The sequence below is a fragment of the Spirillospora sp. NPDC048819 genome, assembly GCF_040650055.1.
In the GTDB taxonomy this organism is placed as follows: domain Bacteria; phylum Actinomycetota; class Actinomycetes; order Streptosporangiales; family Streptosporangiaceae; genus Spirillospora.
The window spans coordinates 173318-187117 of the sequence record NZ_JBEZGN010000006.1 but is presented as its reverse complement, the minus strand read 5'-3'; the positions used below and the strand labels follow the sequence as shown (position 1 = coordinate 187117).

Annotated in this window: 11 protein-coding genes; all 11 read left to right on the top strand. The window is 71.4% G+C overall.

What is annotated here, in order from left to right:
- Positions 1–164 precede the first annotated feature (164 nt).
- The 11 genes from AB0C35_RS11635 to cydD all read left to right on the top strand — a co-directional run bounded on the left by AB0C35_RS11635 (position 165) and on the right by cydD (position 13739).
- A complete protein-coding gene (locus AB0C35_RS11635) occupies positions 165–566 on the top strand; it encodes a Rieske 2Fe-2S domain-containing protein (protein ID WP_358453414.1) in 402 nt (133 codons plus the stop codon).
- Positions 567–622: 56 nt separating this feature from the next.
- Positions 623–1741 (top strand): 50S ribosomal protein L11 methyltransferase, encoded by a 1119-nt coding sequence (locus AB0C35_RS11630; RefSeq protein WP_358453411.1) that lies wholly within the window; start codon positions 623–625, stop codon positions 1739–1741.
- Positions 1738–3159, top strand: a complete 1422-nt coding sequence (locus tag AB0C35_RS11625; protein WP_358453409.1) for an iron-containing redox enzyme family protein — start codon at positions 1738–1740, stop codon at positions 3157–3159. The genes AB0C35_RS11630 and AB0C35_RS11625 overlap by 4 nt, the downstream gene beginning before the upstream one ends.
- Entirely contained in the window at positions 3152–4252 is a 1101-nt protein-coding gene (locus tag AB0C35_RS11620) for a hypothetical protein (RefSeq protein WP_358453407.1), read from the top strand. Before AB0C35_RS11625 ends, AB0C35_RS11620 begins: the two co-directional genes overlap by 8 nt.
- 35 nt (positions 4253–4287) lie before the next feature.
- Entirely contained in the window at positions 4288–5592 is a 1305-nt protein-coding gene (locus AB0C35_RS11615; RefSeq protein WP_358453404.1) for an ATP-grasp domain-containing protein, read from the top strand.
- Positions 5589–6857 (top strand): MFS transporter, encoded by a 1269-nt coding sequence (locus tag AB0C35_RS11610; protein WP_358453401.1) that lies wholly within the window; start codon positions 5589–5591, stop codon positions 6855–6857. Before AB0C35_RS11615 ends, AB0C35_RS11610 begins: the two co-directional genes overlap by 4 nt.
- 76 nt (positions 6858–6933) lie before the next feature.
- Positions 6934–8208 carry an ATP-grasp domain-containing protein gene (locus AB0C35_RS11605; protein ID WP_358453399.1) on the top strand — a complete coding sequence of 425 codons (1275 nt, stop codon included), beginning with the start codon at positions 6934–6936 and terminating at the stop codon, positions 8206–8208.
- Positions 8205–9494, top strand: a complete 1290-nt coding sequence (locus tag AB0C35_RS11600; RefSeq protein WP_358453396.1) for a hypothetical protein — start codon at positions 8205–8207, stop codon at positions 9492–9494. Before AB0C35_RS11605 ends, AB0C35_RS11600 begins: the two co-directional genes overlap by 4 nt.
- A gap of 140 nt (positions 9495–9634) precedes the next feature.
- On the top strand, positions 9635–11056 hold the full coding sequence (locus AB0C35_RS11595; RefSeq protein WP_358453393.1) for a cytochrome ubiquinol oxidase subunit I: 1422 nt from the start codon (positions 9635–9637) through the stop codon (positions 11054–11056).
- A gap of 14 nt (positions 11057–11070) precedes the next feature.
- Positions 11071–12087, top strand: a complete 1017-nt coding sequence (cydB, locus tag AB0C35_RS11590; protein WP_358453391.1) for a cytochrome d ubiquinol oxidase subunit II — start codon at positions 11071–11073, stop codon at positions 12085–12087.
- Positions 12084–13739: a thiol reductant ABC exporter subunit CydD gene (cydD, locus tag AB0C35_RS11585; RefSeq protein ID WP_358453388.1), complete on the top strand. Its 1656-nt coding sequence runs from the start codon at positions 12084–12086 to the stop codon at positions 13737–13739. Before cydB ends, cydD begins: the two co-directional genes overlap by 4 nt.
- Positions 13740–13800: the final 61 nt, after the last annotated feature.

Below are 13800 nucleotides of genomic sequence, written 5' to 3'. Positions count from 1 at the left end.
GAGGCGCCGTGCCGGAGCGGCGTCCACTCCCTCCCCGAACACCGGCGGGGCACGTACGGCCTCGCCATGTGCCCCTACCCCGTACCCCTGATTTCGCTCGCCCGCGCCATGCCGGTGCCGCCCACGCCCGTCCCCCGGCCGCGCCCGAACGACAAGAGGAGCCGATGGCCCGCGTCATCGTCATGGATCTGAGCCGCCACAACACCGTGATGGTCGGCCACGACCGCTACTTCGTCCTCCACACCGAAGGGCGGGCGCTGCTCGTCCTCGACCGCTGCCCGCACCGGGGCGGGCCGCTGAGCCTGGCCCGCCTCACCCCGGACGGGCGGCGCCTGAGCTGCCCCTGGCACGGCACCAAGGTCGGCGTCGCGGCCGTGAAGCGCACCAGCCTGCCGATGGTGCGCAGCGGCGACGAGGCGGTCGTCGTCCTCCCGGACGGCGACGGAGACGGCGCCGCGCCGATCTCGGTCATCCGCAAGGAGGTCCTCGCCAACCTCCCGCCGGACGCGCCCTGCGCGGCCGACGCGATCGAGGCCGCAGGCGGCGAGGGGGCCGCGCAGCGATGACGCCGGACAGCGCCACCAACACCTCACCACCTGGTCCGAACCGAGGAGGCACGGTCGTGGAGCCGACGCACGAATCCGACCTGATGGATCCCGTTCCGGAGATCCACGCCGACCTGGAGCTCGCGGAGTTCCTGCGCTGGGGACGCGACCTGCACCATCAGGGCCGCTACGAGGACGCCGCGAAGGCGTACGAGCTCATCCTCGGCCTGGACCGCGACAACGAGGAGGCGCGGATCGGCCGGAACCGCGCCGTCCGCCGCGCCGTCCCCCGCTGGCACTGGGAGATGCTGCACGACGAGGAGCGCGCCGAGATCTACGACCGGGCGATCCGGCGGGCGGTGGCGTCGGACCCGGGGTCGCTGGTGCTGGACATCGGCGCCGGGTCGGGGCTGCTGGCGATGATGGCGGCCCGGGCCGGGGCGCGCCAGGTCGTGGCGTGCGAGGGGCAGCCGGCCGTCGCCGAGACGGCCTCACGGGTCGTGCGGGTGGCCGGGTACGACGACGCGGTCACCGTCGTCTCCAAGCTGTCCACCCGGATGACGGTGCCGGAGGACCTGCCCAGGCGGGCCGACCTGCTGGTCACCGAGATCGTCGACTGCGGGCTGCTCGGCGAGGGCATCCTCGGCACGATCGCGCACGCCCGCGAGCATCTGCTCACCCGGGACGCGACGATCATGCCGTCGCGGGGGCGGATCATCGCCCAGCTGATCGAGAGCGAGCCGCTGCACCGCAAGAACCACGTGGGCAAGCTGTACGGGTTCGACCTGGCGCCGTTCAACCGGCTGTCGACGCTGGAGTACTTCGACTCCCGGCTCCACCGGCACGAGCACCGGACGCTGTCGGACCCGCTGCCGGTGTTCGACTTCGACTTCCACACCGCCGACGCGACGCCGCGCAGCACCGAACTCCTGGTGCATCCCACCGCCGCGGGGAAGCTGCACGCGATCGCGTTCTGGTTCGAGATGGAGCTGCTCCCCGGGATCACGATCGACAACGCACCCGGGCACGACTCGCACTGGAAGCAGGCGATCCAGTGCCTGCCCGTGCCGGTGCACGTCCAGCCGGGCGAGCCGGTCGTGCTGGACGCGGCGCACGACGGGGAGTGCGTCCGCTTCACCGTCCCCGCCGGGACGGCCCCCGGCCAGGAACGCGATGTCCCGGAGGCGGCGCGATGACGATCATCACTTCGGAACGGTCCGGCGCCCTCGCGGCGTACTGCGCGCAGCGGATCTTCCAGCCGGGGCCGGAGGTGTACATCACCGGGAACCCGTTCCGGCGGCCGATCGGCCCGCCCGGCGCCGGCGACCGGGACTTCTCCGTCCCGGCCACCGAGGCGGAGTTCCTGGGCGCCGGGCAGCTCGTCGCGGGGCGCGTGCTGTGCAACGCCTACGAGAGCGACATGATCCTGCTGCCGCCCGAGGGCCTCGCGGCGGCCAAGGACGACTTCGACCTGTTCTACGGCGACGAGGTGCGGCGGCTGCGCGACACCGTCCGGCCGGATCTGGAGCGCTACGCGTTCTCGTTCCTCGACGACGCCGTGACGGTGCCGCCGGTCCGGACCCTGGACGAGCTGCAGGAGTACTTCCTCGCCGAGGTCGGCGGGGCGGGGGCGCCGGCGGACGCGTCCGGGAACAACCCGGCGGTGGACGCGGCGGCGCCGGTGACCGGCACGATGCGGGCCATCACCGAGTGCCGGCACCCGGAGGAGGCGGCGGCGCTGCACCTGATCCAGCTTGCGCTGGACGCGCTGACGGAGGCGTCGGCGATGGCGCGCAACCTGGGCGGGTCCTACGGCGTCGAGCAGTCCGAGCTCTTCAAGATCTTCAACGACGAGTTCGGGTACGGCGTGTACGGCGCCAAGCACAGCACGATCTTCAAGGAGATGCTGGCGAGCGTCGGGCTGCGCACCGACGTGCACGCGTACTGGAACTTCTACCTGACCAGCTCCCTGGTCGGGGTGAACTACTTCAACTGGCTCACCGAGGACCACCGCGGCATGTTCCGCTACATGGCCGCGGTGACGTACCTGGAGTGGCTGTTCGCCCAGGGGTTCGCCGACACCGGGGTGATGCTCCGCGCCGTGTACGGCGACCGGGTGGACGCCAAGTACTGCGACGAGCACGCCCACATCGACATCCACCACGGGCGGATGACGTACGAGAACCTCCTGCTCGGCCTGGCCCGCACCCACGGTGAGCTGGTCATCCCCGAACTGGTGCGCGGCATCGAGGACACCAAGCTCCTGCTGCGGCTCGGCGACGCCGACTTCCGCGCCCAGATCGCCTGGGCCGACACGCTCGACGACCACGCCGAGGCGGGCGCCGCGCTGGCGTCCTCCGGGCTGGACGACGCCGTGACCAGCACTCTTCGTCCCGACAGCCCGTTCTGCACCGGCGTGTACGAGACCGACCGGCTCGTCGAGGTCACCGCCGGTGAGGTGGACGTGCACGCGTGGGCGACCGAGAACCCGCACCGGCTCGGCGCGGGCGACGTGCTGCTGGTGCCGCGGAACCGGCTGCACGGCCTGAAGGCGGCCTCGCCGGAGGCGCGCGTGACCGTTCGAACCGTCGAAAGGACGTCCCACGATGGCTGAGAACCCCTCCCCGGTCGGCTCGTACAACGAGTGGGATCCGCTCGAAGAGGTGATCGTCGGCGTGATCGACGGCGCCGCCGTCCCGCCGTGGCATCCGGCGATCGAGGCGACGGTGCCGCCGGAGGCGTGGGACTTCTACCGCCGCAACGGAGGCGGCGGCTTCCCGGCCGAGCAGGTCGACGCCGCCCGCGCGGAACTCGAAGGGTTCGTGTCGATCCTGGAGGGCGAGGGGGTGACGGTCCGGCGGCCCGACCCCGTCGACCAGTCCCGGTCGTTCGGCACCGCCGACTGGTCGTCCACCGGCGGTTCGTCGCACACCTTCCCCCGCGACATCGCCCTCGTGGCGGGCGACCAGATCGTCGAGGCGACGATGGGCTGGCGGTCGTACTACTTCGCGACCCACCCGTTCCGGACGATCTTCAAGGACTACTTCCGGCGCGGCGCCCGCTGGGTCGCCGCACCGAAGCCGCAGCTCACCGACGCGTCCTTCAACCCCGGCTACGCCGCGGCGAAGCCGGAGACGCCGTCGCCGGACGACCCGTTCCCGGACGCGACGTCCGTCATCACCGAGTTCGAGCCGATCGTGGACGCGGGCGACTTCATGCGGTTCGGCCGCGACATCCTCGTGCAGCGCAGCCACGTCACCAACCGGTTCGGCATCGAGTGGACGCGGCGGCTCCTCGGCGACGAGTTCCGGGTGCACGAGGTGGCGTTCATGGACGACCATCCGATGCACCTCAACGCCACGTTCGTCCCGCTGCGTCCCGGTCGCGTGCTGATCAACCCGGAGCGGGTGCCCGAACTGCCGGAGATGTTCGCGGACTGGGACGTGCTGATCTGCCCCGAGCCCGCCATCCCCGCCGACCAGACGATGTACTTCTGCAGCCGCTGGATCGCGATGAACACCCTGATGCTCGACCAGGACCGGATCTTCGTGGAGGCGCAGGAGACCGAGCTGCTGCGGCTGCTGGAGAAGGAGGGGTTCACGCCCATCCCCGTCCCGTTCCGCACGGTCAACACGTTCGGCGGCGGCTTCCACTGCGCCACCCTCGACGTCCGCCGGCGCGGCGGACTCCAGGACTACTTCTCCTGACGCTCTCCAGACGCCCTCCGACGCAACACCACTCGATGCCCCACCACTCGACGCTCCACCACGAGGTCCGCATGTCGTACAACCCGTCCGCGGGCGACGACCGTCCGCTCCTTCTCCTGGTCGCGAGCAGCTACTGGGTCTACCGCGCCTACATCCTGGAGTCGGTGTCGGCGCGGTACCGGCTCTGGCTGCTGAACCCCGTCCCGGCCACCTGGGAGGACCCCTACATCATCGGGCACACCGTCGTCGACTGCCTCGACCTGGAGAAGCTGACGGCGGCGGCCCGCGAGGTGGCACGCGACCACGACGTCGCCGGGGTCTACTGCTACGACGAGGTCTACATCGAGACGTCGGCGCATCTCAGCGCGGCACTCGGCTTCCCCGTCCTGGACCCGGACGCGGTGGCGCGCTGCCGCGACAAGTCCGCCGCCCGCGAGGCGCTGCGGGACGCGGGGCTTCCGCAGCCCGCGTCCCGCGCCGTCGCGTCGCTCGAGCAGGCCCGCGCGTTCGCGGACGAGGTCGGCTACCCGGTGATCGTCAAGCCGCGGAACCTGGGCGGCAGCCTCGGGCTGAGCAAGGCCGAGGGGCCGGACGACCTGGACCGCGCGTTCGCGCTCACCGACGGCACGCGGATGGACGGCATCCGCCAGTTCGACGACTACGTGGTCGTCGAGGAGTTCCTCGACGGCCCGGAGGTCTCCTTCGAGTGCGTCGTCCACCGGGGCGAGTGCACGCCGCTGATCGTCGCGCGCAAGGTCCTCGGCGGCAGCGGCGACCTGGCGTTCGAGGAGATCGGCCACGACGTGGACGCGAACGATCCGCTGCTGACCGACCCCGGCATGCTCGACCTGCTGACCCGCGCCCACGCCGCCGCCGGGTTCACCGACGGCTTCACCCACATCGAGTTCAAGCTCACCCCGGACGGCGCGCGGCACGTCATCGAGATCAACGCCCGCCTCGGCGGCGGGATGATCCCCTACCTCGGGCTCCTGACCTCCGGTGTGGACGCCCCGCTCGCCGCGGCGCACGTCGTGGCGGGACGTCCGCCGGCCGTGGCGTTCCCGAAGCCGCTGCGGGCCGCGTCGATCAGGTTCGCCTACCCGCCCTACGACATGGAGGTCACCTCGGCGACCGCGCACCGGGAGCTGATGCGCCCGCCGGTCACGGAGGTGGAGGTCGGCGTCCAGCCGGGCATGCGGGTGCGGCGGCCGCCGCACGGCCTCGCCCGCACCGGCTTCGTGATCGCGGTCGGCGCGTCGGCGGAGGAGACCGCCGCCGCGGTCGCCGATCCCGGACGGTACTTCACGTTCGAGGGAACCAGGTTGGAGCCCGCGTCATGAGCACCGCCGAGCACCCGACCGTCCTGTCGACGCTGCGGGAGATGAACTCGACCGTCCGGATCCTGGTCCTGGGCAACCTGATCAGCAACCTGGCGATGTTCCTCAACGCGTTCCTCGTGCTGTTCCTCACCGACGAGGGGTTCAGCGCGTGGGAGAGCGGCGTCGTGCTGACCGCGCTGATGATCGGGCGGATCTCCGGCTCCGCGGTGGGCGGCGCCGCCGCCGACCGGGTCGGGTACCGCGCGGTCATCGTCGGCTCGATGGTGAGCACGGCCGTCCTGACCGCGGCCCTCGTGCACGTGCCGGACATGTGGACCGGCTCCCTCGTCGCGGCGGGGGCGGGCATGACGGCGCAGGCGTACCGTCCCGCCGCGATGGCGTGGGTCGTGGAGCTGACGCCGAAGTCCAGGCACGTCATGGTCTTCTCGGTGCTGCGGCTGACGTTCAACGTCGGCGCGACGCTCGGCCCGATGGGCGCCGCGCTGCTGCTGACCTACGCGTCCTACGGCTCCCTGTTCTACGTGGACGCGGCGACGTCGCTGGCCTTCGGCATCGTCGCCTACGCGGCGCTGCGGTCCAACCCCGAGCCGGACGCCGGCGGCGACAAGGCCGGCGGCAAACGCGCCGGCTACGCGCAGATCCTGGCCGACCGGCGGTTCATGCTCGTCGTCCTCGGCCTGTTCTTCACGGCGGTCGCCTACATCCAGGCGTCGGCGGCGCTGCCGCTGTTCGTGACGGGCTCGGGCCACGACGAGCGGGTGTACGCGACCCTGCTGACCATCAACGGGGCCATCGTCATCGCGTTCGAGGTGCTGCTGTCCAAGTGGCTCCAGCGGCTGCCGATCGGGCTCCCGATGACCCTCGGCATGGCGCTGCTGGGCGTCGGCCACCTCCTCTACACCGGGCCGACGCCGATCGCGCTGCTGCTCATCGCGACCGTCGTGTGGACGTTCGGCGAGGTCATCGCGGCGCCGTCGATGATGGCCTACCCCGGCCTGGTCGCGCCGCCGGCGCTGCGGGCCCGCTACATCGCCGCGGCGACCGTCCCGCAGCAGGTCGGCTACGCCGTCGGCCCCATGATCGGGATCGCCGCGTGGCACACCTGGGGTTCGGGGGTGTGGATCCTGACCGGGACGTTCGGGCTCCTCGCCGCCGTGCTCGTCGCGGCCGGGGCGGGGCTCGCGCGCCGGCGTCCGCCGGACGAGCCCGACGAACCGGACGAGCCCGAGCCGGCGACCGCCAAGACCGCCGGGGGCGGTGACTGAAGGCCCCCGCCACCCGACCGCGCAACCGAACGGACCGACCGGAGACACGGAGACACCGGAGACAAGGGTGAACATCATGAACAGACCAGTCGTGGCGATCGTGCGGCCCTTCACCTCGGCGGCGATGGTCGCCCCCGCGCTGCGGGAGGCGGGGTTCAGCCCGGTGGCCGTGATGGACTACACGGGGCCCTCGCTGGCGCCGCTGCACTCCTCGCACGACCCCGGCAACTACGACGCGGTCATCAACCACCACGGCGACATGGCCGAGACCGTCGCGCGGCTCGGCGGGCTGAAGCCGATCGCGGTCATCCCCGGCGTCGAGGCGGCGCTGCGGCTCGCGCAGGAGTGCTCGGACGCGCTCGCGCCCGAGTTCTCCAACGTCGCCGACCTCGTCGACGCCCGGCGGCACAAGTACCTCATGCATCAGGCGCTCACCGACGCCGGGCTGCCCGTCCCCCGGCAGATCTCCACGACCGACCCCGAGGAGGTCGCCGCGTGGATCGAGCGCGAGGGGCTCGCCGGCCGGGACCTCGTCGTCAAGCCGCCGACCAGCGCCGGCACCGTCGGGGTGAGCCGCGCGCCCGGCGGGCAGGGCTGGCGCGAGCTGTTCGGCGCGATGCTCGGCACCCGCGACAAGCTGGACGTGCTGGCCGAGGAGGTGCTCGTCCAGGAGATGATGACCGGCACCGAGTACGCCATCGACACCGTCAGCCACGACGGCCGGCACTCGATCACCGACATGATCAAGTACAAGCGGGTGCCGTTCGGCGAGGGCATCGCGGTGTACGACTGCGTGGAGTGGCTCCCCTACGACACCGACGCCTACGGCGAGCTGATCGACTACGGGCTCGGCGCGCTGGACGCGGTGGGCCTGCGCAACTGGGCGGCGCACACCGAGATCATGATGACCCCCGACGGCCCGCGGCTGCTGGAGGTCAACGCGCGGCTGGCCGGCGCGGGCAACCCCGCGGTGACGGAGATCGCCACGGGGGAGAGCCAGGTCACCCGGATCGTGGACGTGTGCCGCGGTCTCGGCCCGCAGATGCCGCCCGGCTACACCCTGCGGCGCAACGTCATGGCGGTGTTCCTGATGTCGCACTCCACCGGGATCGTCCGCAACGCGGAGATCTACGACCAGGCCCGTGACCTGCCGAGCTACCACTCCCCGGTGCACGTGGTCGGCACCGGCGACCACGTGGACGCCAGCACGGACCTGTTCGCCAGCATGACGATGGGCTACATCATCCTCGCCCACGAGGACGCGGAGCAGATTTACGCCGACCGCGAGACCATCCGGAAGATCGAGAACGATCTGATCGTCGACCCCGACCCGGTGGAGTCGGCCAAGTGACCGTCACCGGAAAGTACGTCGAGCGCGCCGCGGAGAGCCGGCGGCTGCGCACCGTCATGGCGGACGCCGAACTGCCGCCCTCGCTCGCCGGGGCCTGGCGGAAGCATCTGCTGCCCCGCCCGCTGTTCTCCGAGGAGGCCCGGATCCGCCGCGCCGCCGGCGACCTGACCGCGCTGTTCACGCTGATGGCCGCGCTGCCGGACCGGCTCTTCGACGGCGACCGCCGCAAGTTCTGCACCGCCATCGGCGCGGACGAACGGCGCACCGAGCTGATGACGGCCTTCGGCGGCGACCCCGTCCTGTGCGGGCGAGCCGACCTGTACGACGACGGCTCGCAGTTCCGTCTCCTGGAGTTCAACCTCGGCAGCGAGCTCGGCGGGGTCGACGTCAGCGAGATCAACCGGGGCCTGCTCGCCCACAAGGAGTTCGCGGAGTTCGCCGACGAGCACGGCCTCTCCACCGTCGACACCCCCGCCGCCCTGGCCCGACACTTCGTCGAGGCCACCCAGAAGGAGGCGCCGGTCGTCGCCACCGTGGAGGGCCTCGGCGGCATCGCGGCGTACGAGTCGCTCCACCGTTCCTTCCAGGAGTCGATGGGACGCCACGGCATCGAACTGCACTACGGCGAACTCGACCAGGTGCACCTGAAGAACGGGCGGCTGTTCCTGCGCGACCGTCCGATCGACCTCGTCCTGCGGTACTTCTCGTCCAACCAGATCGCGCGGGACCCGCGCAACGCGGAGCCCGCCGAGACCGTCATGCGCGCCCACCGGGACGGCAAGGTCGCCATGTGGACGCCCCTGACGTCGAACATGTTCTCCTACAAGAGCTGCCTGCCCCTGGTCTCCGACCCGGACATGCGGGCGGACCTGTCGCCGGAGGAGAACGCCCTCATCGACCGGATCCTGCCGTGGACGCGGACCCTCACCCCGGACCTGGCCGACCGCGTCCGCGCCGAACGGGAGCACATGATCCTCAAGCCGTTCTCGGGGCTGTCCGGCCAGGGCATCCGCGTCGGCTGGGACCAGACCGATCGCGAATGGGCCGAGACGGTCTCCGACTGCCTGAAGGAGAACTACATCGTCCAGCGCCGCGTCGTCCCCGTCACGGAGCCGGTGGTCGACCCGGGGACCGGCGCGGTCGAGGACTGGCTGACCGTGTGGGGGGTGTTCATGTTCCCGGACGGCTACGGCGGCTCGTGGTGCCGGAACGTCCCGTCCGGCGGCGCACCCGTCGTCAACCTGGGCACCAAGGGCGCCAAGATCGCTTCCGCCTTCCACTACTGACGGGGTCCCGGCCGGGGGCGCTCCGGCGTCCCGGGGGTGTGTGACGCACTCAACGACTCTCCGTAGTACTACAGCTCGTAGTATGTCTGACAGGATGTAGTACTACAGCTTGTAGTAGATAGTCGGAGAGGCCCCCGCCCATGGATCCTGTCGACATCGCACGGTGGCAGTTCGGCATCACCACCGTGTACCACTTCCTGTTCGTCCCGCTGACGATCGGGCTGTCCGCGCTGGTCGCGGGCCTGGAGACGGCGTGGATCCGGACCGGCAAGACGGCCTACCTCCGCGCCACCAAGTTCTGGGGCAAGCTCTTCCTGATCAACTTCGCGATGGGCATCGTCACCGGGATCGTGCAGGAGTTCCAGTTCGGCATGAACTGGAGTGACTACTCCAGGTTCGTCGGCGACGTCTTCGGCGCGCCGCTCGCCATCGAGGGGCTGCTCGCGTTCTTCGTCGAGTCGACCTTCCTCGGGCTGTGGATCTTCGGCTGGGACCGGCTGCCCAAGGTGCTCCACGTCATGTGCATGTGGCTGGTCTCCCTCGGCACCGTGCTGTCGGCGTTCTTCATCCTCGCCGCGAACTCCTGGATGCAGCACCCCGTCGGCTACCGCATCGACGAGGAGACGGGACGGGCCGTCCTCACCGACTTCTGGGCCGTCCTGACGAACCCGACGCACCTCGCCGCGTTCCCGCACACGGTCACCGCCGCGTTCGTCACCGGCGGCCTGTTCATGGCCGGCGTCAGCGCCTGGCACCTGGCCCGCCGCAAGAACGTCGAGGTGTTCCGCCCGTCGCTGAAGCTGGCGCTGGCCGTGACCGCGGTCGCCTCGATGGGCGTCGTCATCAGCGGCGACCAGCTCGGCAAGGTCATGACCGAGCAGCAGCCGATGAAGATGGCCGCCGCCGAGGCGATCTACGAGACCGAGCAGCCCGCCGGGCTCTCCGTGTTCACCATCGGCACGCTGGACGGCGACGAGGAGATCTTTGGGATCAAGGTGCCGGCCGTCCTGTCGTTCCTCGCCACCGGAAACTTCGACGGCGAGGTCCAGGGCATCAACGACCTCCAGGCCGACGCCGAGGCCGCCTACGGGCCCGGCGACTACCGGCCGGCGATCCCCGTCATCTACTGGAACTTCCGGATCATGGTCGGGGCCGGGTTCCTCACCGCGCTGATCTCGCTGGGCGGGCTGTGGCTGCTGCGCCGCGGGCGCCTGCCGGGGAGCCGCTGGGCGTACCGGATCGGCATGCTGTCGCTGACGCTCCCGTTCATCGCCAACTCCGCCGGATGGATCTTCACCGAGATGGGACGGCAGCCCTGGTCGGTCTTCGGCGTCATGAAGACGTCGGAGAGCGTCTCCCCGGGCGTCGGCGCCGGCTCGATGCTCATCTCCGTGGTCTCGCTGACCGCGCTGTACGGCGTCCTGATGGTCATCGAAGCCGGGCTGATGCTCAAGTACGCCAAGGCCGGGCCGCCCTCGGAGGACGAGGTCCTGCCCTCCGCGTCCTCCGACGACGACGACACCGACTCCGACTCCGAGCGCTCGCTCGCGTTCGCCTACTGAGAGGGCGGCCGGTCATGGAACTCACCACCGTCTGGTTCATCATCATCGCCTTCCTGTGGACGAGCTACTTCTTCCTGGAGGGATTCGACTTCGGCGTCGGCATGCTCCTGCCGGTCCTAGGCCGCGACGACGTCGAACGCCGCGTCGTCATCAACACCATCGGGCCCGTCTGGGACGGCAACGAGGTGTGGTTCATCGTCGCCGGCGCCGCCATGTTCGCCGCGTTCCCCGAGTGGTACGCCACCCTGTTCAGCGGCTTCTACCTGCCGCTGCTGCTCATCCTGCTCGCGCTGATCATCCGCGGTGTCGCGTTCGAGTACCGCGGCAAGCGCGACGACGCGCGGTGGCGCGCCCGCTGGGACAAGGCGATCTTCTGGGGCAGCCTCGTCCCCGCGTTCCTGTGGGGCGTCGCGTTCGCGAACATCGTGCGCGGCGTGCCGCTCGACGCCGGCCACGAGTTCACCGGGACGCTCGCCGGCCTGCTCAACCCGTACGCGCTGCTCGGCGGGCTCACCACGATGATCTTGTTCGTCCTGCACGGGGCGGTGTTCCTCGCGCTCAAGACGTCCGGGGACATCCGCGTCCAGGCCCGCCGCGTCGCGAGCGTCGCCGCCGTCGCGGCGATCGCCGCCGGCGGGAGCTTCCTGCTGATCACCCAGATCGAGCACGGCAAGCCCGTGACCTGGCTGACCGCCGGGGGCGCCGCCGCCGGGCTGGTCGCGGCCGCCCTCGCCAACGCGCGGGGACGCGAAGGCTGGGCGTTCATCGGCACCGGAACCGCCATCGTGCTCGCCGTCGCGACCCTGTTCACCTCGCTGTTCCCGGACGTCATGCCGTCCACCCTCGGCGCCGCGAGCAGCCTGACCACCGAGAACGCCTCCTCCTCCCCGTACACGCTGAAGATCATGACGTGGGTCGCGGCGGTGTTCACCCCGATCGTGCTGATCTACCAGGGCTGGTCGTACTGGGTGTTCCGCAAGCGCATCGGCACGTCCCACATCCCGGTCCGCGAATCCGAGGCGGCCGGATGAAGCCCCTCGACCCCCGGCTGCTGAAGTACGCCCGGACGACACGGATCTTCCTCCTGTCGTCGGTGGCGCTCGGCACCGCCACCGCCGGGCTGATCATCGCGCAGGCGACGCTGCTCGCCGACATGCTCACGCGGGCGTTCCTCGGCGGCGCGTCCCTCGCGAGCCTGCGCACCCCGATGCTGCTCCTGCTCGCCGTCGTCGCCGGGCGGACCCTCGTGGCGTGGCTGCAGGAGGTCGCGGCGCACCGCTCGTCCGCCGCGGTCAAGTCGCAGCTGCGCGGCCGGCTGCTCGCACACTCCCTGCTGCTCGGCCCGCGCTGGCTGTCCGGCGAACGCAGCGGGGAACTGGCCACGCTCGCCACCCGCGGCATCGACGCGCTGGACGACTACTTCTCCCGCTACCTCCCGCAGCTCGTGCTCGCCGTGATCGTCCCGGCCGCCGTCGGCGCGCGGATCCTGTTCGGCGACTGGCTGTCGGCCGTGACGATCGCGGTGACGCTGCCGCTCATCCCGATCTTCGCGATCCTCGTCGGCCTCACCACCCAGCGGAAGATGGACCGGCAGTGGCGGACGCTGTCCGTCCTCGCCGCCCATTTCCTGGACGTCGTCGCCGGGCTGCCCACCCTGAAGATCTTCGGCCGGGCGCGGGCGCAGGCCGCGAAGATCCGCGACGTCACCGACCGGCACCGGCGGGCCACCATGTCGACGCTGCGGATCGCGTTCCTGTCGGCCCTCGTCCTGGAACTGCTGTCGACGATCTCCGTCGCCCTCGTCGCCGTCTCCATCGGGCTGCGCCTCGTCGAGGGCGGCATGGGGCTGGAGACCGCCCTGCTCGTCCTGATCCTCGCGCCGGAGGCGTACCTCCCGCTGCGGCAGGTCGGCGCGCAGTACCACGCGAGCGTCGAGGGCCTCACCGCCGCCGGACGGATCTTCGAGGTGATCGAGACGCCGCCGCCACCCTCCGGCACGCGCACCGACGTCCCCGACCCGGCCCACGCCACGCTCCGCCTGGACGGCGTGACCGTCGCCTACGACGGACGCGACGTCCCCGCCCTCGACGGCTTCTCCCTCACCATCCACCCGGGGGAGACCGTCGCGCTCACCGGGCCGAGCGGAGCCGGCAAGTCCACCGTCCTCGCCGTGCTCCTCGGCTTCGTCCGGCCCGACTCCGGCCGCGTCCTGGCCGACTGGGACGACCTCGGCGACCTCGACCCGGACGCCTGGCGCGCCCGCATCGCGTGGGTGCCGCAGCGTCCCCACCTGTTCGCCGGGACGGTCGCCGCCAACATCCGCCTCGGCCGCCCGGACGCCTCCGACGCCGACGTCCGGGCCGCCGCGGACGCCGCCAACGCGCTGGATTTCGTCGACGCCCTGCCCCGCGGCCTCGACGCGCCCCTCGGCGAGCGGGGACTCGGCCTGTCCGCCGGCCAGCGCCAGCGCATCGCCCTCGCCCGCGCGTTCCTCCGGGACGCGCCGCTCCTCCTGCTGGACGAGCCGACCTCGAACCTCGACGCGGAGAGCGAGGCCGCCGTCATCGACGCCGTCCGCCGCCTGGCGGCCACCCGCACCGTGATCATCGTCGCCCACCGCCCGGCCCTCACCACCCTGGCCGACCGCGTCGTCCACCTCGAACCCGCGACGGTGGCGGCATGACCGCCCCGGCCATCCGCCGCAAGGCGGACTCTCACACCGGGGCGCTCACGCAACGTCCATC